Raw genomic sequence first — 26,277 nt, 5'->3', positions numbered from 1 at the left:
GGCCGGAGCCGGGAACAGGCGGCGGCCTGATCGGGGCCGGAGCCCCGGGGCGGGTGTGGGGCGCGACCGGCGCTAGGAGGACATGCCGCCGTGGACCTCGGAGACCTGCCAGCGCTCGGCCTTGGCCGACGCCACGCGGGTCAGCTTGACCCGGTAGGTCTCCTCCAGCTCGGCGCCTCCGGTCAGCCAGGTGACGGTCGCGGTGCCGATCCGGTCGGTGCCGCTGCCCTCGTCGACCGACCAGTTGCGAAGGCCACCGAGGTTCACGCCGGGCGGGAGGGGGGCGACGGAAGCGCCCGGCGCCGCGACGGATTCGGCCTCACCGGTCGCGTACTTGGTGAAGAACTCCTCGGCGACACCGCGCGTCTTCTCGCTGAAGTCCAGGTCCGTCGACTTGGTGTTCAGCGCAGGCGCGGACGTCCCGTCGGTCGGCACGCCGACCATGCCGGGCTGGCCCGATACAAGGATGCGGCCCGAGGTCTGGACGACGGGGATCTCCAGGCCGACCCAGCGGGGCCCGTCGGCGGAGCGGGAGTCCCTCCCGTCGCCCTTGTCGTCCTTGGCGGCCTTGTCGTCCTTCTTGGGGTCGTCCTTCTTGTCCTTGGACTTGTCGTCCTTGGGCTTGTCGACCGTCTTGGGCGACCCGTCCGTCCCGGATGCCTTGACCAGCACGTCGACGCGGACGCGGGCCCTCTTGTCCTTCTCCTCGGTCACGGCTCCCGGCTGGGCGGCGAGGACTTCCTGGTGTCCCTTCTGGTTCCAGCCGGCGGCGGTGTCGATGCCCTTGGCCATGTCCCGGGCCAGGGCCTCGGCGCGGGCCTTGGGGTCGCTCTCGTCCCAGCTCAGGTACGACCGCGCGAAACGGGCGGCGACGGCCTGGGCCTCCTGCACCGGATAGGTGGGACCGCTGCTGACCTGGACGGGTGCTTTGGGCGGCTCGGGCGCCCAGAACCACGAGCGGATGCCGGTGATCGCGGCCAGTCCGACGACGGCCCAGAGCGCGCCGCGGCCGGCCTTGACCAGGAACTTGGTGCCGCTGTTCTCGTCCTCGAGCTGCCAGGGCAGGTCACGACCCTCGGTGGCGACGGCACCCGTGCCGGCACCGGCACCCGTTGCGGCACCCGGGGCGGGCTGCGAGGAGGGGGTCTGACCCTGGAGCCGGGCCGCCGCGTCGGTCCACTGCTGGAGTCCGGCGGGGGCCTGGGGCGCGGGGGAAGGTTGCCCGGCGGGCGGGGAGCCCGGCAGAGAGGCTTCGCCCTTCTTGCCCTTGGCCTTGACCTTGGCCGCGTCGCTCCGCGGCTCCGGCAGATTCAGAATCCGCCGCATGACCGTCTTGAACGTGCTCAACCCTGGTGACCCTTCCCCCGTGCTAGGCCTGAGTGGCTGGACAGTACTTGGCCCATTTCTGATCGTCAAACAGCTTGATTTGAACAGAAGCTGTTGGGATCTGAACAACTACGGAACAGCGACCACACCCCGAATTCCCGACATTGCGGGCGGTTCGGGGTGAGAGGTCATCCGCTACGTGGCCCACCTCACCTGACTACGGGACCACGGCTCTGCGAGGGGGCCGGCACCGGGTCGATTCGGGGTGCCGTCGTCTTTTGCCGGGGTTCTTCCGCGGGGGGCTTTGTAGCCAACCTGTTGCGCAGGCCCTGGGTTTCACCCAGCCCCGGTCCGTCGAGCCCGAGGAGCGCCTGCTCGGCCTGCGCCTTGGCCGCGGCTTTGGCCTGGGCCTTGGCGACGTTCTCGGCGAGCTTCTCCGCTTCCTTCTGCCGGATCAGCTCCACGTGCTCCCGCGGTACATCGGGATCGAGCTTGGCCCAGATCTTCTGCTCCCCGATCCGCTCCTGGCCGGGCGGGACCTTGACGTTCTTGTACCGCTCGTTCTGCAGGTGATTGGCGGCGTCCAGGTAGGACTTCGCCAGTCTCTTGTCACCCGCCGCGAGCTCGTTGATCTCATTGCCGCGGGAGATCTCGTAGAGCTCGTGATTCTCCATCTTGGCTTTGAAGCTGTCCGGAGTGTGGAACTGCAGCTCGAACTTCTCTTCCGACTCCGTGTGCTGCCAGGTGGTATTCACACCCTTGTACACCGGGTCCTGCCAGGTGTTCTTCTCGGCAGTGGGCTCGTAGCCGGACTCGCGGAGCCGTTCGTACGTCCGCTCCACGCCTTCGGTGTAGGAATCCGGCTCGAAGGTCAGGGTGTACCGATTGAGGTCGTTGACCTTGCGCGCCGTCTTCTCGACCGGAATATCGTTCTCTTCGAGCGCGGTCGCGGCCTTGCGCCGGAACGAGTCCACATCCTTGAGGGAATACTCCAGGCCCTCGAGCTTGCCGCCGTGCGACTGCGCCGTCTCCTGCTGAACGTCCTTCATCATCGCGTCCATGCGGTCGCGAGCGGCAGCAGCCCGCTCCCACCGCTCGGTGACGACACGATTCTGTTCCGGGCTGAGCGAGTATCCCTCGCCCTGCCAGGCCCCCGTACGGTCACTCACAGCTCAGTTGCCCCCGTCACTCCGTGAATCTCCTGCAGCAGTTCCTCGGCCCGCTCCGCACTCACTTCCTCCAGGTGGGGAGGGTTGGACGTGCGGAGGTCGCGCGACTCGGCGACCGCGCTCGTGGGACCCCAGATCCCCTTCGAGCCGCGGTACGACTCGTCCAGCTCCTGCTCCGGGCTGCTCCGGCGCCGGACGACCGTGGTGGGCGCCTCGCCCTCGCGGAAGTCCTCCTCGTCCACGTACAGCGCCCAGTACCGCACCCAGCCCTGACGGTCGGCTTCCAGCGCGGCGGCCCGTTCCGCCGTTACGGCATGCAGTTCGCCGGCCGGCGGGACCGTCCTGACGGTGCTGTCCTTGAGGTGGTGCCACTGCCAGTCCAGGAGCGACAGGTACTCCCACTCCTCGCCGGCGCGGCGCCACAGCCCGTCCGGGCGTTCCACCGTGTAGCCCTGCGGGACCTCGGCGAAGTATTCGTACTGCTCACTCATCACTTGTTCCCCTTCGCAGGAATCTCGCTGTACCGCCGCTGCTGGACGACCTTCGCCGCGTCCTCGTGGGACTCGGTCGTGTTCTCCGCTTCCTCGCCGCGCGGGCGGAGGCGGCTCGAGCGGTACAGATCGTAGAGAAGGTGGTTCTCCGTCTTGACCCGGAAACTGTCGGGCGTGTGGAAGGCGATCTCGAACTTCACCGTGCCGTCCGGCTGTTGCCACACCGCTCGGAATCCCTTGTGGACGGGATCCTCCCAGGTGTTCCGCTCCGAATCGGGGACGATGACGTAGCCGCGCTCGTGCAGGAGGGCGTACGTGTGGCGGACGCCTTCCGTGTACGACTTCACGTCGAAGACCAGGGTGTAGCGGTTGAGGTCCTGGACCTTGCCGACGACCTTTTCCAGGGGGACGCGGTCGTCCAATTCCATGGCGGCCTTGCGGCGGAAGGCCTTGAGGCCCATGAGGCGGTGTTGCCTGCCTTCCAGGCGGGCGCCGTGGGAGGCCGCCAGCGCTGCCTCCACACCCTCCACCACCGCGTCCAGGACCTTGTGGGCCGCCCTCGCCGCCTCCCAGCGGGCCGTCACCGCGGCGTTCTGGTCCGCGGTGAGTTCCAGGCGGCGGCCCGGGGTCGCCGCGTCGTCCTTCCAGGCCGTTGCGGGCTTCTTCGCGACGGGTGCCGTCACAGTTCCGTCGCTCCCTTCGCGCCGTGGAGTTCCGTCAGCTGTCGTTCCGCCTCGGCCGCGTCGATCTCCACCAGGTGCGGCGGGTTCGACGGGCGGGCGTCGAAGAAGTCGTGGACGGCCTGCGTCGGGCCCCACTCGTTCCAGATCTTGAACGCCTCGTCGTAGATGCGCTCCGGGCTGCGGCGGCGGCGCACCACCGTCACCGGCGGCTCCCCGGCCCGCCAGGACGACTCGTCGGCGTACCGCGCCCAGTAGCGCACCCAGCCCTGCCGGTCCGCTTGCAGTTCTCCGGCGCGCTCGGCGCTCACGGCCTGCCGCGCGGACGCGGGCGGCGGGTCCTGGACGGCGGTCTCCGCCGCCTTGTGCCACTGCCAGTCCAGCAGCGACAGGTACTCCCAGTCCGTCTCGCGTCCCGCCGCGCACCGCCACAGGCTCGACGGGCGTTCCGCCGGGTGGTCCGGGCCGGTCTTCACGTAGTAGGTGTACTTCTCGTTCTCGCGGCGCCTGCGCTCCGCTTCCGCCTCCGTCATGCGCTTGCGCAGCGCCGCCCCGTCCGTCGGCCGGCCCGGGCGGTCCTGCGAGTGGTCGTCCTCGCACTCGCTGAACATGTAGTGCTGCCGGATGCGCTCGATCGTCGGCCACAGCCACATCTGGTGCCAGTACGCCAGGTCGCTGCCCTCGCGCGACGGGTCGGCGTCGGCCTCCGTGGCCGCCCGCCACGCCGCGTGCAGGGCCGCCAGTTCCTCCGTGACGCCGCCGTGCAGCGGCCAGCACGGCCAGATGCGCAGGTGCAGCTGCGGGGCGTAGTGCCGGCCGAGCCAGTCCAGCCAGTCGGAGAGGCGGCGCCAGTCGTCCTCCGTGGCGCGCAGGGACCAGGGGAGGTGGTCGTCAGTGGGCGCCGCGGCCGGTGAGGACTGCGCCGTCGCCGCCTCCACCGCGTGCAGACGGTCGATGACCTCCCCCACGACCTCGGTGACCTCGGCCTGGTTCGCCTTGATCCCCGTCGCGAAGTCCTTGATCGCCGCTTCGAACCGGGTGCGCCACTCGCGGAGGGTTTCGACCTCCTCGCGGAGGGTCTTCAGTTCTTCCCGCAGGTTTTCGTCCGTCATTCCCGACCGTCCTTCTACGCGCCCGCGCCCGTTCCCGCGCTCTCCAGCGGCGGCGGCCCGATCCGCGACGCGCGCGTCGCGTGCTCGCCCGCCCGCAGGGCCGCTCCGTCGCGGCGCTGGTCCCATGGCAGCAGTTCGGCGATGACGCCCGGCGCGCCGCGGAACAGGAGCAGGGCCCGGCCGTGCGGCAGCTGGCGGATCTCCTCGGGGCGCAGGATGCGGCGTTCGCGCTCGACCTCGTTGGTGCCGTAGCCGAAGAGTCGCTGGGTGTCGCGCGACTTCGAGAGTTCGACGAGCTCGGCCTCGCCGACGAGCTCCGAGAAGCGGCGCAGCGCCTCGACGTCCTTCAGGCCGCCCATGACGAGGGTGGCCGCCGCGTTGTCGAGGAGGGTGTCCGCCTCGTGCTGCCCCCACCGGAGCACGGCCTGGGCCAGGGACTGCAGCGCGTAGACGATGTGGATGCCGTAGCCGCGGGCGTCGGAGGCCAGCGACGGCAGCTTCGGCAGCGGGGCGACGTTGGCGACCTCGTCCAGGACGAGGCGCAGGAACGGGTCGAGCCGGCCCGACGGCAGCCGGGGCGCCCGGCGCTTCGCCGCGTCGACGACCTCGCCCAGCAGCATCGTCGTCAGCGGCGAGACGTTCGTCGAGGCGTTGGAGTCGCTGATGAGGACCAGGGTGTCGCGAGAGGCGACGAACGCGTCCGGGTCGAAGGTCGGCACGCCCGGCTGCGGAGTGACGCAGCGCAGCACCTTGCGCAGGGCGAGCGGTTCGATCTGGGCGGCGAGGGTCTGCCGGGTCGAGGCGACGGTCTCGTCGGCGCCGGTCGACACGGAGCGCAGCAGGACGTCCCAGCCGGGTTCGGCGTTGGGGTGGTCGGTGAGGATGGCCCGCGGCTCGCTGGCCTTCTCCAGGTTGGTGGCCCAGCGCATGACGTGCTCGATGGTCTTGCCTTCGAGGGCCGCGGCGTGCAGGAGCCTCGTCAGCGCGGACGACGCCGTCTGCTGGAAGAAGCTGCCGTTGCTGGAGGAGCTGTCGTCGGCGCCCATGCCGACGGAGAACGACAGGGCGCGCGACGTGGCGGTCTCGCCCTCCTGGCACCCGGCCACCGGGTCCCAGACCATCTTGTGCGGCCAGCCGACGGTGTCGAGCGGGTCGAAGACCCACACCCGGCCCATGCGCGAGCGCGGTTCGGCGATGACGTCGAGGACGTCCGCGCGCGTGGAGGTGACGACGAGCGGGCCCGGCGCGTCCAGGCAGGCGGGGATGACGACGTTGCGCGACTTGCCACCGCCGGAGGGGGCGATGACCGCGACCGAGTCCTCCGGCGTGGCCACCAGCGGCTGCCCGGTGCGGACCTGCGTGCCGAGCATCCAGCCGACCTCGCGCAGCTCCGCACGCGCCGCGGCCTTGGGGTCGAACTTGCCGTCCTTGCCGGTGAACGACGTCGCGCGGGTCATCTTGGCGGCCTTGCGGGCGCGCTTCTCGCCGAGCATGTCGCGGGCTTCGGTCGCGGAGGCGAGACCCTCGCCGCCCGCGCCCCGGACACGGCGCTCCCGGGCCCGTACGGCCAGCATGACGATCGCGATCGGGCCGAGGAGGAAGCCGAGCCATACCGGGACGGTGACGCTGGCCGACGCCGGCACGATGCCGTCGCCCAGACCGGTCAGCGGCTTGTGCGCCGCAAGGGCACCCGCCGTGGCCAGGACGTTCGACAGGGCCATGTTCTCGGCCGTGGCCCAGACGGCCAGGTGCCAGCTGACGACGACGGCGATGACCACCGCCGATGCCTTGACGAGGGCGATCTCACCTTTGGGTCCGCCGCTCTCGTACTTGCGTCCCACTTTGCGCGCCGCTGCCACGCGGTGGACCCCCGTCCCTTGCTTGATGTGATCCCTTCAGATCGCTGCGACGGTAACACCTCAGTGCGACAGGTCAGGCGTTCGAGGCGGGGGGACGGGGACTACGCAGCGAAGGTGTTACGCAAGCGGCCGGCGTCCCGCCACGGCAAGGGGACGGCGGCGCGTCACGACGAGGGGGCGGCAGCGCGTCACGACAAGGGCACGGCGGCGCGTCACGCGGCGGCGCGGGCCGCGCGCCACACCGGGCTGTCGACGTAGTGGTTGTCGTAGCGCTCGGACGACTCCTTGATCTCCTCGACGCTCGCCTCGCCACGGGCCACACGGTCCAGCAGGCGGTAGTAGTCGAAGCGGCCCATGCCCGGCGTGAAGACGACCAGGGCGTCGGCGGAGCGGCCGGCCGCCGGGGCGAAGGCGTGGGGCATGCCGGGCGGCACGGCCAGGAAGTCGTTCTTCTCCAGCGTCACGACGGTCTCGCCCGTCAGCACGTCCAGCGCGCCGTCGAGGACGAAGAAGAACTCCGTGGCACGGGTGTGGAAGTGAGCCGGGGCGCCCGCCGTCCCCTCGGCGAGCGTGGCCCGGTTGGTGGTGAACGCACCGCCGGTGGTGTCCGAGTCGGCGAAGAGCGTGATCAGGGAGCCGGGGGCGTCGCTGAGGACCGTGGCCTCGGCGGCGCGAACGAGGACGGGGGCGGTGACGGGGCTCTGGGGCTCGGCCATGGAGGGCTCCTCTGAAGTGCGGTGACGCAGCGCGCCGTTCGTTCCGACGATCAATCTACGGGGCCGAGTGTCCGGCGCCTTGGTGCAATCCGCGCACGGAATCGTGGGCCACTTGGCCGGCCGTCACCCCGGTCGCCGACCCGGCCGCCGACCCGGCCGCCCCACCCCCTCGCCCATGGGCAAACCGATCGGCACTTTACGAAACCACGCCGTCACCTGACGGAGTGAGAAAACCTCGCTTCACCTGCCACCCAGTTTTGCCGAAAATTGTTCACGGACGTGCCATGAACTCCCGGGTATGGAGGTTTCGATGGAAGGAAAAGTCGCTCTCGTCACCGGGGCGGCAGGCGGAATAGGAGAATCGGTCGTCCGGACGCTGGCAGAGAAGGGAGTCGCCGTAGCGGCGGTCGACAAGGAAGAGGTCCGGCTGCGGGCCTGCGTCGAAAAGCTCACCGCGGACGGCCTGCTGGTGGAGGCCTTCCCCGGGGACGTCACCTCCAGCCCGGAAGTGGAGGCGGTCGTCGACGCGGTCGAGCGACGCCTCGGCCCCCTGGACTACCTGGTCAACGCGGCCGGCGTGCTCCGGCTCGCCGAAGCGCGCCGGCTGACGGACGAGGACTGGAAGTTCACCTTCGCCGTGAACACCAGCGGCGTCTTCTTCGTCTCCCGCGCCGTCGTCAACCGCATGGTGCCGCGCGGCCGGGGAGCGGTGGTGACGGTCGCCTCGAACGCGGCCGGTACGGCCCGCGTGGAGATGGCGGCCTATTCGGCGTCGAAGGCCGCGGCCACGATGTTCACCAAGTGCATGGGGCTCGAAGTCGCCAAATACGGGATCCGCTGCAATCTGGTGGCGCCCGGATCGACCGAGACGCCGATGCTGAGCGATATGTGGAAGGACGGGGACGCGGCCCGCAAAGCGTCCATCGAGGGCGTGGCGAGTTCGTACCGGGTGGGAATTCCGCTACGGAGGCTGGCCCGGCCGGAAAACGTGGCCCAGGCGGTGGTGTTCCTGTTGTCCGACGCGGCCTCCCACATCACGATGCACGACCTGACGGTGGACGGGGGTGCGGCGCTGGGTGTCTGAACGGTACGCCCTCGAACCTTCGAGCGCCGTGCGGGCAGTCCGCCCGTACGGCGCTCGATTCGTCCGTACGGCGCTCGATTCGTACGGACGACTCGTACGCACCCGGCCGGCACCCGGCCGGCACCCGGCCGGCACTCGCGCAACACCCGGGCAACGCACTTCCACCGCTACGGCCGGACGCCGCAGCGGTGGAAGAGAGGGAGCCCCGGGCCCGAGCGGGGGCGGGGGCGGAGGCCTCCGGGGTTCCCGGCCGGTGCGGGCCGGCCGGGCGAGCCGTGTGGGCCGCGCGGCCGGCGAAGGAGCCGAACTCCTTCGCCAGGGCGCTGACGCCCTCGGCGATGCCCGTCGGCCAGTCGCCGCGGCGCAGGTGTTCCTGGACCTGTTCCTGGACGCGCTCGGCGGCGCGCCGGATCTCCTCGTTCGCCCGTTCCTGGGCCTCCCTGGCCTGGTGGCGGGCCTGCTGGGCGTCCTGGCGGGCGCGCCGGCTCTCCTCCTTTGCTCGCCGGGCCTGTTCCTTCCACTGTTCCTTGGCCCGCCGGAGCTCCTCCTTCGCGCCTTCGAAGGAGGACGTGTCCCCGGAGCCGCTTCGCGCACCGGCCCGCGTGCGCCGGGCGGCTTCCTGCATCTGGCGCCGCAGGTCGCCCGCCGCGCCGCGGACGTCCTCGCGGATGTCGGCCGCGAGCGCGGCGACGGACTCGCGGATCTCCAGCTCCAGCTCGGCCAGTTCGCCCTGGCGGCCCGCGAGTTCGGCACGGCCGGCGGCGGTGATGGCGTAGACCTTGCGGCCGCCCTCGGTGGTGTGGGTGACCAGGCCCTCGGCCTCCAGCTTGGCCAGGCGCGGGTAGACGGTGCCGGCGGAGGGCGCGTAGAGGCCCTGGAAGCGCTCCTCCAGCAGCCGGATGATCTCGTAGCCGTGGCGGGGCGCCTCGTCGAGCAGCTTGAGCAGGTAGAGGCGGAGCCGGCCGTGGGCGAAGACGGGGGGCATCAGAGGACCTTTCCCTGTGCGGGGGCCTCGGCCGCGGAGTCGGCGTCGGTCCGTTCGTCCGCCCAGTCGTCGGTGTCCGGCCCGCGCAGCAGGGCGACGGCGCCGGAGACGGTGGTGACCTTGATCCGGCCGCGGCCGCTGCCCAGCCGGCCGGTGATGTTCCGGGCGGCGAACTGGTCGTGCACCCGCAGCTCCCCGAAGGCGCAGGAGACCGCGCCGACCGTGGTGCCCGCCTCCACCGTCGCGTCCGCCGCGGCGGGCAGCCGCAGGGCGACGTCGCCGGAGACGGAGGTGACCGCCAGCTCGGTGCGCGGCGCGGCCGGCGCGAGGTCGATGACCGTATTGCCGTTGACCGAGTCGGCCTTGACCCGGCCGCTGGTGCACTCGACGATCGTGAGGTCGCCGGAGACGCTGTTGCAGTGCACGGCGCCGCCCAGGCGCTGGGCCTCCACGCGGCCGGAGACCGTCTGCGTCCGGACGTCTCCGGTGAGGCCGACGAGCGTGGTGTCGCCGGAGACGCCCTGGACCTTCGTGCTGCCCGCGATCCCCGAGACCACGGCGCCCGCCCCGACGACGGTGACCTTGACGTCGGCCGCCGCGGGCACGGTGAGGGTCACGTCCGCCGAGCGGTTCCAGTTCGTGCGGGAGAGCCAGCGGCGGAGGGTGTTCGGCGCCAGGTCCTCGTATCCGACGGTCAGGCTGCCGCGCCGGTGGGTGACCTTCAGCGCCGGGCCGTCGAGCGCCGTCAGCTCCAGGCGGGCCGGGCCGCCGTCCGCACCGACGACGTTGACCGTGCCGTTCACGATGTGCACGTCCAGGGAGAGGACCGGCTCCTCGAAGGCGACGTTCCGCGGCGTGGCGAGTGACCACTCGGACTCGACGGGCATGCCGGGCCCCCTTCTCTGCATCAGGACGGCGGAACACCGGGAAGGCGTAACGAGACGCAACCTATCGCGTCTCCCGAGAAACACGATATATCGCGGTCGGGCGAAGTCAAGCACTCCCGGCTTGGCATAGCGTTGTCGCATGTCCGCTACTGATCACAGCCGCACGGCGGGAGTCCTGCTGCTCTGCCGGGCCGAGCCCGGCCGCGTCCGGCCCTCCGCCCAGCTCCTGAACGAACCGCTCCTCCTGGTCCCGGCCGGGGAGGGCTGGAGCGCGCTGATCCCCGGCAAGGACTCCTGGCGCACCGAGGGCACCGACCCGGCCACCGCCACCGCCGGCTGGGCGCACGCCCTGGCCGTCGCCGAGCAGTGGCCCGTCGTGGGCCTGTGGTGGGACGCGCGCGGGGCGGGGTTCGTGGTCGCGGCGGGCTTCCGGCGGACCGTGGGTTACGCCTGGCTCGCCGACGGCACGCCGCACGGCGAAGAGGCGGCCATGACCGCGCTGCGGGCCCGCACCGGACTCGACCCGGTCCTCGACGGGGCCGCGCTCGACGGGCTCACCCGGCCGGACGCGGACGCCGACGCCGCGTCCCGGGTGCGCGGGCTGATCGCCGTGCTCTCGCGCACCGGCCTGCGCCTGCCGCCCGGCCTCGCCCCGGGCGTCCCGGCCGACGGCCTGCGCGCCTCCGCGGGCGCGCTCCCCGCCGCCGAGGCGGTCTACTGGCCCGGCTGGCGCGAGGCCGTACGGGCCGGGTTCGAAGCGGTGGACGGCGGGCGGCTCGGCGCGTGGACGCGAGGGCCGCGGGCCCGTGCCCTCGGCGCCGCGGAGATCGCGGCCGGGGCGGGCCTGGCCCTGTGGGGGCGGCGGAGCGGGCGGCGCGGCATGGCGGCCGCAGGGGCGGTCGTCCTGGCGGACGGGGCGTTGACGCTCGCGTACGACTGGTGGCGGGGCCGCGGCCAGGGGCGGTAAGAACCGCGCCGCGCAGGCCGGAGCGCGGCTGCGGGCCGGTGGGGGCTTGTCGCGCAGTTCCCCGCGCCCCTTACTTGGGGGGGCGCGGCACCACGCTTCGAGAAGGCGCAAGCACCCCGCTCCTCGAAGAGCGAAGAGCGAAGAGCGAAGACCCTACTCGTCGTCCTCGTCGTCCAGGCGCGCCAGCCACGTCGCCAGGCGCTCGACCGGGACCTCGAAGTCCGGGTTCAGGTCGACGAAGGTGCGCAGCTGCTCGGCCACCCAGCCGAGCGTGACCTCCTCCTCGCCACGCCGGTTCTCCAGCTCCTCGATGCCGCGGTCGGTGAAGTACACGTTCTCTCCGTCGGATGATGCGGTGGGTTTCGCTACGTCAGGCCAAGGATAGGACGGGCCCCCGCAACGGGACCGGGCCCCCACCGCTTCGCAGCGGTGGGGGCCCGGTCCGTTACGGGACGTGGACGGCCCGTCAGGCGTCGAACACCTCGTTGATCAGCGTCTGCTGCTCGACCTGGTGGCGCTTGGCCGAACCGACCGCCGGGGACGAGGAGTGCGGACGGGAGATCCGCCGCAGCCGCTCGCGGGCCGGGACGTCGGCACCGACGGCCAGGTCCAGGTGGTCGATCAGGTTGAGCGCGATGAACGGCCACGCACCCTGGTTCGCCGGCTCCTCCTGCGCCCAGATGTACTTCTCGGCGTTCGGGAACTTGGCGATCTCGGCCTGGAGCTCCTCGCCCGGCAGCGGGTAGAGGCGCTCGATGCGGACGATGGCCGTGTCGTTCGCGCCGCGCTTGGCCCGCTCGGCGGCCAGGTCGTAGTAGACCTTGCCGGAGCAGAAGACGACCTTGCGGACGTCCGCCGCGGCGACGGTGTCGTCACCGATGACCGGACGGAACGCGCCGCTGGTGAACTCCTCCGCCTTCGACGCCGCGGCCTTCAGACGCAGCATCGACTTCGGGGTGAAGACGATCAGCGGCTTGTGGTGCGGGTTGTGGACCTGCCAGCGCAGCAGGTGGAAGTAGTTCGACGGCAGCGTCGGCATGGCGACCGTCATGTTGTCCTGCGCGCAGAGCTGCAGGAACCGCTCGATGCGGGCCGAGGAGTGGTCCGGGCCCTGGCCCTCGTAGCCGTGCGGCAGGAGCAGCGTGACCCCGGAGGTCTGGTTCCACTTCTGCTCGGAGGAGGAGATGAACTCGTCGATGACGGACTGGGCGCCGTTGACGAAGTCACCGAACTGGGCCTCCCACAGCACCAGCGCGTCCGGGCGGGCCAGCGAGTAGCCGTACTCGAAGCCCATCGCCGCGTACTCGCTGAGCAGCGAGTCGTAGACGTTGAAGCGGGCCTGGTCCTCGGACAGGTAGAGCAGCGGGGTGTAGTCCTCGCCGGTCTCGCGGTCGACGAGCACCGCGTGGCGCTGGCCGAAGGTGCCGCGGCGGGAGTCCTGGCCGGCGAGCCGGACCGGGGTGCCCTCCATCAGCAGCGAGCCGAAGGCGAGGGTCTCGCCCATGCCCCAGTCGATCGTGCCGTCCTCGATGCTGGCGGCGCGGCGCTGCAGCTGCGGCACCAGGCGCGGGTGCACCGTGACGTTGTCGGGCGTGGTGACCTGCGACTCGGCGATCCGCTTGAGGACCTCCTGGGAGATCGCGGTGTTCACCGCGACCGGGAAGCCGCCGAGCGGGGCCGGGACGGCGGCCGGGGCCGTCGCCGCGTCCGCGTCGCGGACCTCGACGAAGACCTTCTCCAGCTGGCCCTGGTAGTCCTGCAGCGCCTGCTCGGCCTCTTCCAGGGTGATGTCGCCGCGACCGATGAGGGACTCGGTGTACAGCTTGCGCACCGAGCGCTTCTTGTCGATCAGGTCGTACATCAGCGGCTGGGTGAACGAGGGGTTGTCCGACTCGTTGTGCCCGCGGCGGCGGTAGCAGATCAGGTCGATGACGACGTCCTTGTTGAACGCCTGGCGGAACTCGAAGGCGAGCCGCGCGACGCGGACCACGGCCTCCGGGTCGTCACCGTTCACGTGGAAGATCGGCGCCTCGATCATCCGGGCGACGTCGGTGCAGTACATCGACGAGCGCGAGGACTCCGGCGGCGCGGTGAAGCCGACCTGGTTGTTGATGACGATGTGCACGGTGCCGCCGGTGCGGTAGCCGCGCAGCTGCGACATGTTCAGCGTCTCGGCGACGACGCCCTGGCCCGCGAAGGCCGCGTCGCCGTGGAGCTGGACCGGCAGGACGGTGAAGTCCGTGCCCGCCTTGCCGATGATGTCCTGCTTGGCGCGGGCGATGCCCTCGACGACCGGGTCGACCGTCTCCAGGTGGGAGGGGTTGGCGGCCAGCGAGACCTTGATCTGCTCGCCGTCCAGGCCGGTGAAGGTGCCCTCGGCGCCCAGGTGGTACTTCACGTCGCCGGAGCCGTGCATCGACTTCGGGTCGAGGTTGCCCTCGAACTCGCGGAAGATCTGCGCGTAGGACTTGCCGACGATGTTGGCGAGGACGTTGAGGCGGCCGCGGTGGGCCATGCCGATGACGACCTCGTCCAGACGCGCCTCGGCGGCGGCGTCCAGCACCGAGTCCAGCAGCGGGATGACGGACTCGCCGCCCTCCAGGGAGAAGCGCTTCTGGCCGACGTACTTCGTCTGCAGGAAGGTCTCGAAGGCCTCGGCGGCGTTCAGCCGGCGCAGGATGCGCAGCTGCTCCTCGCGCTCGGGCTTGGAGTGGCCGCGCTCGACGCGGTCCTGGATCCACTTGCGCTGCTTGGGGTCCTGGATGTGCATGAACTCGATGCCGGTGGTGCGGCAGTACGAGTCGCGCAGCACGCCGAGGATGTCGCGCAGCTTCATCATGGACTTGCCGGCGAAGCCGCCGACCGCGAACTCGCGCTCCAGGTCCCACAGGGTGAGGCCGTGCTCGGTGATGTCGAGGTCGGGGTGCTTGCGCTGGCGGTACTCCAGCGGGTCGGTGTCGGCCATGACGTGGCCGCGGACCCGGTAGGAGTGGATCAGCTCGAAGACGCGGGCGGCCTTGGTGACGTCGTCGTCGTGCGAGGCGTCGATGTCCTTGAGCCAGCGGACCGGCTCGTAGGGGATGCGCAGCGCCTCGAAGATCTCGTCGTAGAAGTCGTTCTCGCCGAGGAGCAGCTGGGCCATGATCCGCAGGAACTCGCCGGAGGCGGCGCCCTGGATCACCCGGTGGTCGTACGTCGAGGTCAGGGTCATGACCTTGGAGATGCCCATGCGGTTCAGGGCGTCCTGCGAGGTGCCCTGGAACTCGGCGGGGTAGTCCATCGCGCCGACGCCGAGGATCAGACCCTGGCCGGGCATCAGGCGCGGCACGGAGTGCACGGTGCCGATGCCGCCGGGGTTGGTCAGCGAGGCGGTGACGCCGGTGAAGTCGTCCATCGTCAGCTTGCCGACGCGGGCGCGGCGGACGATGTCCTCGTAGGCCTGCCAGAACTCGAAGAAGTTCAGCGTCTCGGCCTTCTTGATGGCCGCGACCACGAGCTGGCGGTCACCGTTCGGCTTGACCAGGTCGATCGCCAGGCCGAGGTTGACGTGCTCGGGCTTGACGAGGGTCGGCTTGCCGTCCTTCTCCGTGAAGGAGTAGTTCATCGACGGCATGAGCTTCAGCGCCTGCACCATGGCGTAGCCGATGAGGTGCGTGAAGGAGACCTTGCCGCCGCGGGCGCGCTTGAGGTGATTGTTGATCACGATGCGCTGGTCGAACAGCAGCTTCACCGGGACGGCGCGGACGGACGTGGCCGTCGGCAGCTCCAGGGAGGCGTTCATGTTCTTCGCGACCGCGGCCGCGGGACCACGCAGGGTGACCAGCTCGGGGCCGGCGGCCTGCTCGGCGGGCTTCGCGGCGGCGGCCGGCTTGGCGGGCGCGGCCTTGACCGCGGGCTTCGCCGGGGCCGGGGCCGCGGCGGCCGGAGCAGCCGGAGCGGCGGCAGCGGGCTGCGCGGGCGCGGCCGGAGCGGCCTGGGCCGGAGCGGCCGGAGCCGGGGCGGCGGGCGCCGCGGGGGTGGTGGCGGCCGGGGCGGGGCCGCCCGCGGCTTCGATCACCTCCTGCGGCGGCGCTGCCGCCGCGGTGCCCGGCTTGTAGTCGGCGAAGAAGTCCCACCAGGCTCGGTCGACCGAGTTCGGGTCCTGGAGGTACTGCTGGTAGATCTCGTCGACGAGCCACTCATTGGGACCGAACACGTCTGCAGGGCTCTTGCCCTGCCCGTCTTGGTCGGTCGAGATGCTCGAGGTGTTGGGGGACTGTGGCGACACGGCGGCAACCGCCCTCTTCCGCTTCACAAGGTGATGGACAGCGGGAATAAAGGCTACGCCTGTCTGCAGGGTTGATGCAGGCCACCCGGGCCAGCAGTCGCGCAAGTCACATTCACTCCGGGGTTTCGGGGCATGACTTGGCGGGAAACACACGGGGTTCTGCAGGGCCCAGGGGTATCAGGGTTCGCTCAAGCGCGCCCCACACTCCCTCGAATGTGTGCCTCCGCCACCGACCCTACGTCAAGACTGATCGCGCGGTACGCCCGGAAGAGTGACCTGAATGCGGCACCCCTGCGGGGATTCGGCCACCCCGATGCTCCCGCCGTGCAGATCCACCGCCCACCGGGCGATGGCCAGACCCAGCCCCGTGCCGCCGTCCGTGCCCGGCCCCTGCTGGCCCGAGCCGCCCCGGTTGAACCGCTCGAAGACCCGGTGCCGCTCCGCCTCGGGGATGCCCGGGCCCTCGTCCAGCACCTCCAGGGCCAGCGACTGCGGCCCCTCGCCCCGGCGCGCCCGCACCGTGACCCGCCCGTGCGGCGGGCTGTGCTTGACCGCGTTGTCCACCAGGTTCGCCACCACCTGGTGCAGCCGCTCCGCGTCCGCGTGGGCCGTCAGCTCCGGCGGGGAGACGTCCAGGTGCAGGTGGACGTCCTTGCGGGCGTGCGGAGAGGAGCCCGAGCCGTTGGCCATGCTCGCCTCCTTCAGGACGCCCGCCAGGTACGGCCACACCTCGAAGCGCCGCGCGTGCAGCGGGACGACCCCGTTGTCGAGCCGGGACAGGTCCAGCAGCTGCTCCACCAGGCGGCCGAGCCGCTCGGTCTGGCGCAGCGCCGTGCGCATCGTCTCCGGATCGGCGGCCGAGACCCCGTCCACCACGTTCTCCAGGACCGCCCGCAGACCCGCGATCGGGGTCCGCAGCTCGTGCGAGACGTTGGCGACGAGCTCCTTGCGGTGGGTGTCCACCGCCTCCAGGTCGGCCGCCATGCGGTTGAAGGCGTTCGCCAAGTGCCCGAACTCGTCCCGCCGCCCGGCGCCCACCCGGCGCGTGTAGTCACCCTGCGCCATCGCCCGGGTGACCTCGGTCATCTCGTCCAGCGGGGCGGTCAGGCCCTGCGCCACGAACTGCGTTATCAGCAGCGAGGCGATGATCGAGAAGACGGTGATCACCCGCAGCTCCGTCGCCGAGTGGATCGCGACGAAGACCAGGAAGGTCGTTATGACCACCGAGCCGATGACGAGGGCGCCCAGCGCCGCCTTCACCGACCGGTAGGGGTCCAGCGGGCGCAGCGCCTCCCAGACGCGGCCCCCCAGGCCCGCCGGCACCGCCGCGCCCCTGCCGCGCTCCGCCTCGCGGGCGCGCCTGCCGCGGCCCTCGCCCCGTGCCGCGCTCTGGCCGGTGCCGCCCCCGGGGCCGGCCGTGCCGCCGGTCATGCCGCCGGGGTCTCCAGTGCGTAGCCGACGCCGTGCACCGTACGGATCCGCTCCGCGCCGATCTTCCGGCGGAGGGCCTTGATGTGGCTGTCGACGGTGCGGGTGCCCGAGGCGTCGGCCCAGTCCCACACCTCCGCGAGCAGCTGCTCGCGGGAGAGGACGGCGCGCGGCGTGTTCGCCAGGCAGACCAGCAGGTCGAACTCGGTCGGCGTCAGGTGCACGTCGGCGCCTCTGACGCGCACCCGGCGCTGCGCGTGGTCGATCTCCAGCTCGCCCAGGCGCAGGATGCCGCTGCGCGGGGTGTGCGCGGCGAGGGCCGCCCGCTCCACGCGCCGCAGCAGCACGTGCACCCGGGCCGCCAGCTCGCGCATCGAGAAGGGCTTGGTCATGTAGTCGTCGGCGCCGACGCCGAGGCCGACCAGCATGTCCGTCTCGTCGTCACGCGCGGTGAGCATCAGGACGGGCACCGGCCGCTGCGCCTGCACGCGCCGGCACACCTCCAGGCCGTCGAAGCCCGGCAGCATCACGTCGAGCACGAGCAGGTCGGGCTGCCAGGCCTCCGCGGTGTCGACGGCAGCCGGCCCGTCGCCCGCGGTGCGGACCTGGAACCCCTCGGCCCGCAGCCGGGCCGCGATGGCGTCGACGATGGTCCGGTCGTCCTCGACCACCAGCACCCGGCGCTGCGCCCCGGCGGAGGCTGCGGCGCCGTTCGGGCCGATGTGTGTCTGCTCCATGCGCGCCCCGCCCCTAGCGTCTTTCCGTCGCGTCGTTCTCTGCCGGCTCTTCAGCTGTGGCAAGCAGGGTACGGGCAGGTGGCGGGCGACGGCTACGCGGCACGTTGCGCGAGGTGCACTACGTCCGGTACGCCCCGGGCAACCGCGATCTCTTCGGTCCGTACCCCTTCGAAACCGGCATTACGGAGGGTTGCCTCGAACGCGGCGGACGGCCGGGCCGACCACACGGCGAGCACGCCGCCGGGGGTCAGGCGCTCGCGGCAGCCCGCCAGGCCGGCGGGGGAGTAGAGGCCGTCGTTGTCCTCCGTCACCGTCCAGCCGGGGCCGTTGTCGATGTCCAGGCACAGCGCGTCGTAGCGCACCGGGGCGGTGCGCAGGTGGTGCAGGAGGTCGCCCTCGACGACCTCGGTGCGCGGATCGGCCAGGGCCCGCGCCGAGAGGGCCCCCAGTGGCCCGGTCCGGTGCCAGTCGATGACCGCCGGCTCCCGCTCGGCCACCGTGATCCGGCCCCACCGGGGCTCCTCCGCGGCCCGGGCGAGGGAGAAGCCGACGCCGAGCCCGCCGATGAGGACGGACGGCTCCGGGCGGTCCGCGGGGAGGGCGGCCAGCGCCGCGTCCACGAGCAGCCGCTCCGAGCGCCCGTCGGAGGTGTCCATCAGGAAGCAGCCGTTCGCGATGATCTCGTGGACCGCGCCGGCCCCGCTTCCCCGGCGGCGCAGGACGACCTCGCCGTGGGGGCCCTCGCGGCGGTCCAGGGTGATGGGCCGCTCGGCGGTGTCGTACGGGTCCCGCTGGAGGGTGGGCATCGGGGAGCCTTCCGTGTCGGTCGGTACGCGGCGGACGCGGCAGGCGGACCCGAGGTTGAGGGGCGTGACCGGAGTCACGGGCTGTGCTTGATTCGCCTGCCCCCGATGGACCTTAATGTCGGAGGGAGCCGGAGCGGCACCGCTTTTCCGCTCCGCCGGGTGCCGTTGCGGGAACCCGCGAGGAAGGGGCTGGGCCGAGTGAGTGTGGTGGACCCCGACGGGGCGTGTCCGCGGCCCCCTCGGAGAGCCCTCCGGGCCCCGGCGCCCGGCCGGCTCCTGCGGGCGCTGCCCACCCCCCTCGGCACGCCGTTCACGTTCTTCTACGGCCTGGTCCTGCTGGCTACCGCGCTCTACACGCACTACGGCGACGAGGCCACCGTCAACACCCTCCTGCGCGAGTCCAGTACCGACGCCGCGCACCTGGCCGAACAGCCCCTCGTCGTCCTCCTGGCGAGCGCCCTGTGGATAGCCGGCGGGCTGTATTCGCTCTTCGGGATCCTCTTCGTCCTCGTCGTCCGCGCGCTGGAGCGCCGGGTCGGCGGGGCCCGCGCCGCCGGCGTCTTCCTCCTCGGCCACGTGCTGGCCACCCTCGCCACCGAGCTGCCCGTGGCGGGCGCGGTGGCCGCGGGGCGGCTGCCGGAGGCCTCGCTGCACCGCCTCGACTACGGCATCAGCTTCGGCGTCATGGCCTGTACGGGCGCGCTCGCCGGGCTGCTGGGGCGGCGCGGCAAGCGGACGGTCCTGGGCCTGGCCTTCGTCATGTGCGCCCAGGACCTCGTCGAGTTCGCCGACCCGCTGGCCAGCTGGGGCCACCCCATCGCCCTGCTCACCGGCATGGCCTGCTGGGGCCTGCTGCGCGACACCCCGCGGCGCGGCAAGGGGGTGGCGGCCCGGTCAGCCGCGGACGGTGCCGTCCCAGGCCCACTGCGTGCGCCGCGGAAGGCCGGGGAGGGCCGCCCGGCCGGTGCACCACAGCAGCGTCCCGGCGGGGTCGTGGCCGGCCGGGGCGTCCGGGAAGAGGCGTTCGACGGCGGGCGCGCAGAGCTCGCCGGGCACCGCGGGGGCGAGCCCGAGGCCCCGCGCGATGTCGTCCGTATGGAGGACGATCTCGGTCACGCCCATGGCGGCGAACCCGGGCGCGTCGGAGTGGCCCCACGGGTGCCAGGCGCGGTCCCCCTCCCGCGCGCCGCGGACGGTCGCGGCGAGCAGCGCCGCAGCGATGCGGATGCCCTCCAGGCGGGCCGGTAGCGGGGCCTCGGGGTCGAGCGAGGCGAACAGGGCGATGTAGCGGTCGGTGGGGCGGGCCGTGAGCAGGCCCGCGTAGCCGACGAGGCCGAGCGCGAGGTGGTCGAGCGTCGCGGCCGCCGACCACTCCAGGCCGGCCGCGGGCCGGGACCAGTCGTGGTCCGCGCCCGCTTCCAGGACCGCGGAGCAGTGGTCGGCCGCGTCGGTGACGAGGGCGGCCCAGGCGGCGAGCGTGCGGGGAGCGGCGGCGGGGCCGCCGGGCGTGGCGGATGCCGGCGCGAGGGGCACGGCATCCGTGCGGACGGACGTGGTCACGCGCGGCCCCCCGCCCGGACGGTCTCGATCAGGCGGGCGTAGCCGTCGCCGCCGTGCCCGGCCGCGACCGCCTCCTCGATGGAGGCCTTCAGCAGCTCGGGCAGCCGGGTGTCGAGACCGCGCGCGGCGCTCGCGTGGACGAGGTGCCCGATCGCGCCGAGGTGGACGTCGAGGGTGGCGTCGTCGCCCGGGTAGACGCCCGCGTCGACCCGGGGCGCGTAGGTGTCCATGAAGCCGTTGACCGCGCCCATCCAGCGGATCGCGACGGGGGTGAAGACCGCCGCGTCCACCTGGTCGGCGCCGGTCAGCGCCACGCCCTGCAGCCAGCCGGCGAGGGTCGCCCACATCATGCCGAGCAGGGCGGTGTCGTAGAGGGAGGCGACTCCCGCGTCGTCCCCGAGGTCCACCGGGTCGCCCAGGCACGCCAGGGTCTCCCGGTGCTCGGCGAAGGCGGGCGTGGAGCCGCTGTAGAGCAGCATGACCGCGGGACTGCCGATGCCGGGCGGCGTCGACATGATCGCGCCGTCGAGGTAGCCGATGCCGTGCCCGGCGGCCCAGGAGGCGCTCGCGCGGGCCTGCTCCGGCGAGCCGGAGGTGAGGTTGACGAGCGTGCGGCCGCGCAGCCCGCCCGCCAGCGGGCCGAGGAGGCCGTGGACGGCGTCGTAGTCGGACAGGCAGGCGATGACCAGGGGGCTCGCCGCCACGGCCTCCGCGGCGGTCGCGGCCCGTGCGGCGCCGCGGGCGACCAGCGCCTCGCCCTTGCCCGCCGTGCGGTTCCAGACGGTGGTCTCGTGGCCGGCTTCCAGGAGGGCGCCGGCCAGGGCCGTACCCATCGAACCCAGACCGAGAACGGTCACCTTCATGGGTGGTTTCTCCCCGTGTGTCACAGAAGTTGATCAAGTGCGACCAGCCTCGCACCGGCTCCGTGGCCCCGACAGTGGCAGGAGTGACGTCCTGCGAAAAATTCCTGCCACCCCGCCTAGGCTGCTGATCATGAGCGCCGGAACCGTGGCCGTGGCCGTGATCGACGACGACGTCCCCCTGTGGGACCTGTACGAACTGGGGGTCGTCTGCACCGTCTTCGGCATCCCGCACCCCGACCTCGCCGACCCCTGGTACGACCTGCGCGTGTGCTCCGCCGGCGGCGGCGAGCCCCAGCCCGGCTCCTTCGGGCTCGCGCTGCGCACCTCGTACGGCCTCGACGGGCTGGAAGGGGCGGACACCGTGATCGTCCCGTCGGTGCCCGAGGCGTGCATCGAGGGCGAGCGCGAGCTGCCCGCCGAGCTGCTGGAGGCCCTGCGCCGGGCCGCGGACTCCGGCGCCCGCATGGTCTCCCTGTGCGCCGGGGCCTTCGCCCTGGCCGCCGCCGGCATCCTCGACGGGCGCCGCGCCACCGCCCACTGGATGCACACCGAGGCCCTCGCGCGCCGCCACCCGCGCGTGCGCGTGGACGACTCGGTCCTCTACGTCGACGACGGCGACGTCCTCACCAGCGCCGGCGTCACCGCGGGCCTCGACCTCTGCCTCCACCTCGTCCGCCGCGACCTCGGCGCCCACGTCGCCAACCAGCTCGCGCGCCGCCTGGTGGTGCCCGCCCACCGGCCCGGCGGGCAGGCCCAGTACGTGGACCTCTCCGTGCCCGAAGCCGACGACGACAGCCTCGCCCCCGTCCTGCAGTGGGCCCGCGAGCACCTCGACCGCCCCCTGTCCGTCGACGACCTCGCCGCCCGTGCCGGCATGAGCTCCCGCACCTTCTTCCGCCGCCTCCATGCCGCCACGGGCACGACCCCGCTGCAGTGGCTCCTGGTCCAGCGCCTGGCCCGCGCCCAGTCGCTGCTGGAGTCGACGGCCCTGTCCGTCGAGCGCGTCGCCGGCCTGAGCGGCCTGGGCACGGCCGCCAACCTCCGCCGCCACTTCACCCTCCACTTCGGGGTGACGCCCACGGACTACCGGCGCTCGTTCCCGCCGGGGACGCCCGGGACGGCGGTCGCCTGACGCGACCCGGACCGGTGATCGCTCAGAGCGAACACCGGAGGGGGAACATCCGGACCCCGGTACGCATTGAGTCGGCATAGCTCAACTTGCCTGCCTAAGGGGAGATCATGGCTTCGATGTCCACACCGCTCACCCTGCCCGTGCTGCCCCTCGACGACGAGGTCGTCCTGCCCGGCATGGTGGTGCCCCTCGACCTGTCCGACAGCGAAGTGCGGGCCGCCGTCGAGGCCGCACAGGCCGCCGCGCGGGGCGGCGGCACCAAGCCGCTGGTGCTGCTCGTGCCGCGGGTCGACGGCACCTACGCGGGCGTCGGCACGCTCGGCAGCGTCGAGCAGGTGGGGCGGCTCTCCGGCAGCGGCGACCCCGGCGCGCTCATCCGCGGTGTCCGCCGGGTGCGCATCGGCGCGGGGACGACCGGGCCCGGCGCCGCGCTGTGGGTCGAGGGCACCACGATGGAGGAGATCACTCCCGACCCCCTCCCGGGCGCCGTCGCCGAGCTCGTCAAGGAGTACAAGGCGCTCGCCACCAGCTGGCTGCGCAAGCGCGGCGCCTGGCAGGTCGTCGACCGCGTCCAGCAGATCGAGGACGTGGGCCAGCTCGCCGACAACTCCGGCTACTCGCCCTTCCTGACCGTCCAGCAGCGCGTGGAGCTGCTGGAGACCGCCGACCCGGTGGCCCGGCTGAAGCTCGCCGTCGGGTGGCTCGGCGAGCACCTCGCCGAGCAGGACGTCGCCGAGACCATCGCCAAGGACGTCCAGGAGGGCGTCGACAAGCAGCAGCGCGAGTTCCTGCTGCGCCGCCAGCTGGAGGCCGTCCGCAAGGAGCTCGCCGAGCTCAACGGCGACCCGGAGGACGAGTCCGGCGACTACCGCGCCCGCGTCGAGGCCGCCGGCCTCCCGGAGAAGGTGCGCGAAGCGGCCCTGAAGGAGGTCGACAAGCTGGAGCGCTCCTCCGACCAGAGCCCCGAGGGCGGCTGGATCCGCACCTGGCTGGACACCGTGCTGGAGATGCCCTGGAACGAGCGCAGCGAGGACGCGTACGACATCCCCGGCGCGAAGGCCGTCCTCGACGCCGACCACGCGGGCCTGGAGGACGTGAAGGAGCGGATCACCGAGTACCTGGCGGTGCGCAAGCGGCGCACCGACCGGGGGCTGGGCGTGGTCGGCGGGCGGCGCGGGGGCGCGGTGCTCGCGCTCGTCGGCCCGCCCGGCGTCGGAAAGACCTCGCTGGGCGAGAGCGTCGCCCGCGCCATGGGGCGGAAGTTCGTCCGCGTGGCGCTCGGCGGCGTCCGCGACGAGGCCGAGATCCGCGGCCACCGGCGCACCTATGTCGGCGCGCTGCCCGGCCGGATCGTACGGGCGGTCAAGGAAGCCGGTTCGATGAACCCGGTCGTCCTGCTCGACGAGATCGACAAGGTCGGCTCGGACTTCCGCGGCGACCCGGCCGCCGCCCTCCTGGAGGTCCTGGACCCGGCGCAGAACCACACCTTCCGGGACCACTACCTGGAGGTTGAACTCGACCTGTCCGACGTCGTCTTCCTGGCGACCGCCAACGTCCTGGAGGCCATCCCCGAAGCCCTCCTGGACCGCATGGAGCTCGTCCGCCTCGACGGCTACACCGAGGACGAGAAGGTCGTCATCGCCCGCGACCACCTCCTGCGCCGCCAGCTGGAGCGCGCGGGCCTGGAGCCCGGCGAGGTCGTCGTGGAGGACGCCGCCCTGCGCAAGCTCGCCGGCGAGTACACCCGCGAGGCGGGCGTGCGGAACCTGGAGCGCGCCGTCGCCCGGCTGCTGCGCAAGGTCGCCGCCCGGCACGAACTGGGCGAGCAGGAGCTGCCGTTCACCATCGGCGCCGAACAGCTGCGCCCGCTGATCGGGCGCCCGCACCACACCCCGGAGTCCGCGCAGGATCCGGCCGAGCGGCGCACGGCGGTGCCGGGCGTGGCGACGGGGCTCGCGGTCACGGGCGCGGGCGGCGACGTGCTGTTCGTGGAGGCTTCCCTGGCCGATCCGGAGACGGGCGGCGCGGGCCTGACCCTCACCGGCCAGCTGGGCGAGGTCATGAAGGAGTCGGCGCAGATCGCGCTGTCCTTCCTGCGCTCGCACGGCGCGGAACTGGAGCTGCCCGTGGGCGACTTCAAGGAGCGCGGCGTCCACCTGCACGTGCCGGCGGGCGCCGTCCCGAAGGACGGCCCGAGCGCGGGCATCACCATGACGACGGCGCTGGCGTCGCTGCTGTCGGGCCGCCGGGTGCGGCCGGACGTGGCCATGACCGGCGAGGTGTCCCTCACGGGGCGGGTCCTGCCCATCGGCGGCGTCAAGCAGAAGCTGCTGGCGGCGCACCGGGCGGGCGTGACGACGGTGATCATCCCGAAGCGGAACGAGCCCGATCTGGACGACGTGCCGGCCGAGGTGCTGGCGAAGCTCGACGTCCACCCGGTCTCCGACGTCCGCCAGGTGCTGGCGCTGGCCCTGGAACCGGCCGCGGCGGAGGTGGCCGTGGCGGCGTAACGGCGGCAACGGCGCGGGGCCCGTACCTCTTCACGAGAGGTACGGGCCCCGCGCCGTTTTCCGGTTCACGCGCCGTCTTGCGGCTCAGGTGTGGCTGACGGCCTTCTCCAGCAGGCCGTGCAGGGCGTCCTGCTCCTCCTGCGACAGCCCGGCCAGGGGCGATTCCCGGGCGAGGAGCTCCATGAGCCGTTCCCGCAGGGCCGTGCCCTCGCCGGTCAGGACCAGCTGCTTGGCGCGGCGGTCCGTGGGGTGCGGGCGGCGCTCCAGGAGCCCGCGGCCCTCCAGCTTGTCGATGACGAAGGTCGCGTTGGAGGGCTCGCAGGCCATGCGGTCGGCGAGCTCGCGCATCGTCATCGGGCCGGTCAGCTCCCGCAGGGCCGTGGCCTGGGGTGCGGTGAGGTCCAGCTGGGCCGCGCGGTCGCGCACATGGTCCGCGATGCGGCGGGCGAGTCCGTTCACCAGGCCGCAGAGCCGCCGCTCGGCGAGGGTGTCCGCTTCCGTGGTGGTCATGGGAGCCATCGTAATCGGGAGCCGACTCCATCAAGCCGATAATTTTGCAGCTTGAATCATTCAAGCCAGAAGCTTATTGTCTTCGATCAAGGAACCCCCGCACCACGAATGGACGGAACCACCCATGTCCCACGACGCCCGCCTCAGCCGCCCGTCCGGCATCCGCTCGCTGCAGCTCGGCGACACCAAGGTCACCTACGTGCCGGACGGCGTGGGTCAGCTGGGCCCGCGCGGCTGGCTGCCGGACACCACCGACGAGGTCTGGGCGCAGCACCCGGAATACCTCGACGCGACGGGGAACCTCGTGGCGAGCATGGGCGGCCTCCTGGTCGAGCACGGCGACCGGGCCCTGCTCATCGACGCCGGCGTCGGCCCCGTGCACCTCCCGGCAGCCGAACCCGGCGCGGCCGTGGGGGAGATCAAGGGCGGTGCCTTCCTCGACAACCTGGCCCGCCTCGGCCGCACCCCCGCCGCCGTCGAGGCCGTGGCCATCACCCACCTGCACGGCGACCACATCGGCTGGTCCGCGCAGCTCGCCGAGGCGGGCGCCGTCCACCTCATGAGCGCGGCCGAGTGGGAGCACCGGCACCTCGCCGGGCAGCACGGCGTGTCCGAGGAGGTCCTCGCCGCCGTGGAGCCCGGCCTCCGCCTGGTCGCCGACGAGGAGGAGATCTTCCCCGGCGTCCGCGTCATGCTCACCCCCGGCCACACCGCGGGCCACGCCGCCTACGTCATCACCGGCGGCGGCCGCCGCCTGATCGCCTTCGGTGACGCCCTGCACTCGCCGATCCAGATAGCCCACCCCGAGTGGTCGGCCGTCGTCGACCACGACGCCCGTCGGTCCGCGGTCTTCCGCCGCCGCCTGGTGGAGGAGATGGCGCAGCCCGCGACGATCGGCTTCGGCATCCACTTCGCGGACGTGGTGTTCGGGCGGGTGCTGCGCGACGCGGCGGGAGCCACGTCCTGGGAGCCCGTCGACGCGTGACGCGCGGTCCGAAGCCCCTGTCTCGTTTGCCCCGTTGACGGACGCGAACCCCACCGCTTGCATGGTCACCGACCAAGCTCCGCTGACCGACCAGTCACGTTCGGAGGGGGACCCTTGCGCGCGACGAAGGCACGTTCAAGAGCAGGAAGACGGACCATCAAAAGCGGAATACCGGGCGGGGGGGGGGGGGGGGGGGGGGGGGG

General features: G+C 72.4%; 22 protein-coding genes. 6 read left to right on the top strand and 16 right to left on the bottom strand.

Features of this window, described 5'->3' with window-relative positions; genetic code table 11:
* Positions 1-72: 72 nt before the first annotated feature.
* From ACSNOG_RS16875 to ACSNOG_RS16845, 7 genes are all read right to left on the bottom strand, one after another.
* Complete coding sequence (locus ACSNOG_RS16875; RefSeq protein ID WP_436753456.1) at positions 73-1,347, bottom strand: conjugal transfer protein; 1,275 nt, start codon at positions 1,345-1,347, stop codon at positions 73-75.
* A 188-nt stretch (positions 1,348-1,535) separates the two neighbouring features.
* Positions 1,536-2,495, bottom strand: coding sequence for a hypothetical protein (locus ACSNOG_RS16870; protein ID WP_436753455.1), 960 nt, complete (start codon positions 2,493-2,495; stop codon positions 1,536-1,538).
* Positions 2,492-2,986, bottom strand: a complete 495-nt coding sequence (locus ACSNOG_RS16865) for a hypothetical protein (protein ID WP_436753454.1) — start codon at positions 2,984-2,986, stop codon at positions 2,492-2,494. Before ACSNOG_RS16865 ends, ACSNOG_RS16870 begins: the two co-directional genes overlap by 4 nt.
* Entirely contained in the window at positions 2,986-3,669 is a 684-nt protein-coding gene (locus tag ACSNOG_RS16860) for a hypothetical protein (protein WP_436753453.1), read from the bottom strand. Before ACSNOG_RS16860 ends, ACSNOG_RS16865 begins: the two co-directional genes overlap by 1 nt.
* Complete coding sequence (locus ACSNOG_RS16855; RefSeq protein WP_436753452.1) at positions 3,666-4,778, bottom strand: hypothetical protein; 1,113 nt, start codon at positions 4,776-4,778, stop codon at positions 3,666-3,668. Before ACSNOG_RS16855 ends, ACSNOG_RS16860 begins: the two co-directional genes overlap by 4 nt.
* A 14-nt stretch (positions 4,779-4,792) precedes the next feature.
* Positions 4,793-6,619, bottom strand: coding sequence for a type IV secretory system conjugative DNA transfer family protein (locus tag ACSNOG_RS16850; RefSeq protein WP_436753451.1), 1,827 nt, complete (start codon positions 6,617-6,619; stop codon positions 4,793-4,795).
* Positions 6,620-6,849: 230 nt separating this feature from the next.
* Positions 6,850-7,353, bottom strand: a complete 504-nt coding sequence (locus ACSNOG_RS16845; RefSeq protein WP_436753450.1) for a cupin domain-containing protein — start codon at positions 7,351-7,353, stop codon at positions 6,850-6,852.
* Between the two features lie 310 nt (positions 7,354-7,663).
* Between ACSNOG_RS16845 and ACSNOG_RS16840 the strand changes: the two genes are divergently transcribed.
* Positions 7,664-8,437: a 2,3-dihydro-2,3-dihydroxybenzoate dehydrogenase gene (locus tag ACSNOG_RS16840; RefSeq protein ID WP_436753449.1), complete on the top strand. Its 774-nt coding sequence runs from the start codon at positions 7,664-7,666 to the stop codon at positions 8,435-8,437.
* Here the strand turns inward: ACSNOG_RS16840 and ACSNOG_RS16835 are convergent.
* Together ACSNOG_RS16835 and ACSNOG_RS16830 are read right to left on the bottom strand one after the other, a co-directional pair.
* The gene (locus ACSNOG_RS16835) at positions 8,388-9,422 is read right to left on the bottom strand and encodes a helix-turn-helix transcriptional regulator (protein ID WP_436753448.1); all 1,035 of its coding nucleotides are present in this window, start codon (positions 9,420-9,422) and stop codon (positions 8,388-8,390) included. The genes ACSNOG_RS16840 and ACSNOG_RS16835 overlap by 50 nt on opposite strands.
* On the bottom strand, positions 9,422-10,309 hold the full coding sequence (locus ACSNOG_RS16830) for a DUF4097 family beta strand repeat-containing protein (protein ID WP_436753447.1): 888 nt from the start codon (positions 10,307-10,309) through the stop codon (positions 9,422-9,424). Before ACSNOG_RS16830 ends, ACSNOG_RS16835 begins: the two co-directional genes overlap by 1 nt.
* 139 nt (positions 10,310-10,448) lie before the next feature.
* On the opposite strand from ACSNOG_RS16830, the gene ACSNOG_RS16825 reads away from it, so the two are divergent.
* The gene (locus ACSNOG_RS16825) at positions 10,449-11,276 is read left to right on the top strand and encodes a hypothetical protein (protein WP_436753446.1); all 828 of its coding nucleotides are present in this window, start codon (positions 10,449-10,451) and stop codon (positions 11,274-11,276) included.
* A 153-nt stretch (positions 11,277-11,429) separates the two neighbouring features.
* Here the strand turns inward: ACSNOG_RS16825 and ACSNOG_RS16820 are convergent, their stop codons facing one another.
* The 5 genes from ACSNOG_RS16820 to ACSNOG_RS16800 form a co-directional block, all read right to left on the bottom strand.
* Complete coding sequence (locus tag ACSNOG_RS16820; protein ID WP_004937694.1) at positions 11,430-11,609, bottom strand: DUF6104 family protein; 180 nt, start codon at positions 11,607-11,609, stop codon at positions 11,430-11,432.
* A 133-nt stretch (positions 11,610-11,742) separates the two neighbouring features.
* Entirely contained in the window at positions 11,743-15,543 is a 3,801-nt protein-coding gene (locus tag ACSNOG_RS16815) for a multifunctional oxoglutarate decarboxylase/oxoglutarate dehydrogenase thiamine pyrophosphate-binding subunit/dihydrolipoyllysine-residue succinyltransferase subunit (RefSeq protein ID WP_436753445.1), read from the bottom strand.
* Between the two features lie 240 nt (positions 15,544-15,783).
* Positions 15,784-16,974, bottom strand: a complete 1,191-nt coding sequence (locus tag ACSNOG_RS16810) for a HAMP domain-containing sensor histidine kinase (RefSeq protein ID WP_436753444.1) — start codon at positions 16,972-16,974, stop codon at positions 15,784-15,786.
* Complete coding sequence (locus ACSNOG_RS16805) at positions 16,971-17,708, bottom strand: response regulator transcription factor (protein ID WP_030366311.1); 738 nt, start codon at positions 17,706-17,708, stop codon at positions 16,971-16,973. The genes ACSNOG_RS16810 and ACSNOG_RS16805 overlap by 4 nt, the downstream gene beginning before the upstream one ends.
* 92 nt (positions 17,709-17,800) lie before the next feature.
* On the bottom strand, positions 17,801-18,514 hold the full coding sequence (locus tag ACSNOG_RS16800) for a spermidine synthase (protein ID WP_436753443.1): 714 nt from the start codon (positions 18,512-18,514) through the stop codon (positions 17,801-17,803).
* 198 nt (positions 18,515-18,712) lie between these two features.
* Between ACSNOG_RS16800 and ACSNOG_RS16795 the strand changes: the two genes are divergently transcribed.
* Positions 18,713-19,762, top strand: a complete 1,050-nt coding sequence (locus tag ACSNOG_RS16795; protein ID WP_436753442.1) for a rhomboid-like protein — start codon at positions 18,713-18,715, stop codon at positions 19,760-19,762.
* A 308-nt stretch (positions 19,763-20,070) separates the two neighbouring features.
* Here the strand turns inward: ACSNOG_RS16795 and ACSNOG_RS16790 are convergent, their stop codons facing one another.
* Positions 20,071-20,937, bottom strand: coding sequence for an NAD(P)-dependent oxidoreductase (locus ACSNOG_RS16790; RefSeq protein WP_436753441.1), 867 nt, complete (start codon positions 20,935-20,937; stop codon positions 20,071-20,073).
* 130 nt (positions 20,938-21,067) lie between these two features.
* On the opposite strand from ACSNOG_RS16790, the gene ACSNOG_RS16785 reads away from it, so the two are divergent.
* Entirely contained in the window at positions 21,068-22,069 is a 1,002-nt protein-coding gene (locus ACSNOG_RS16785) for a helix-turn-helix domain-containing protein (RefSeq protein WP_436753440.1), read from the top strand.
* Positions 22,070-22,176: 107 nt separating this feature from the next.
* Positions 22,177-24,579 carry an endopeptidase La gene (gene lon / locus ACSNOG_RS16780; RefSeq protein WP_436753439.1) on the top strand — a complete coding sequence of 801 codons (2,403 nt, stop codon included), beginning with the start codon at positions 22,177-22,179 and terminating at the stop codon, positions 24,577-24,579.
* Between the two features lie 84 nt (positions 24,580-24,663).
* On the opposite strand, the gene ACSNOG_RS16775 is transcribed toward lon, so the two are convergent.
* A complete protein-coding gene (locus ACSNOG_RS16775) occupies positions 24,664-25,089 on the bottom strand; it encodes a MarR family winged helix-turn-helix transcriptional regulator (RefSeq protein ID WP_436753438.1) in 426 nt (141 codons plus the stop codon).
* 124 nt (positions 25,090-25,213) lie between these two features.
* On the opposite strand from ACSNOG_RS16775, the gene ACSNOG_RS16770 reads away from it, so the two are divergent.
* Positions 25,214-26,074, top strand: a complete 861-nt coding sequence (locus ACSNOG_RS16770) for an MBL fold metallo-hydrolase (protein WP_436753437.1) — start codon at positions 25,214-25,216, stop codon at positions 26,072-26,074.
* The last annotated feature ends 203 nt before the right edge of the window (positions 26,075-26,277 follow it).

The sequence above is a fragment of the Streptomyces sp. URMC 124 genome (assembly GCF_051386455.1).
Classification (GTDB): Bacteria; Actinomycetota; Actinomycetes; order Streptomycetales; family Streptomycetaceae; genus Streptomyces.
The sequence above is the reverse complement of the archived record's forward strand: the minus strand, read 5'-3'. Positions and strand labels throughout refer to the sequence as shown.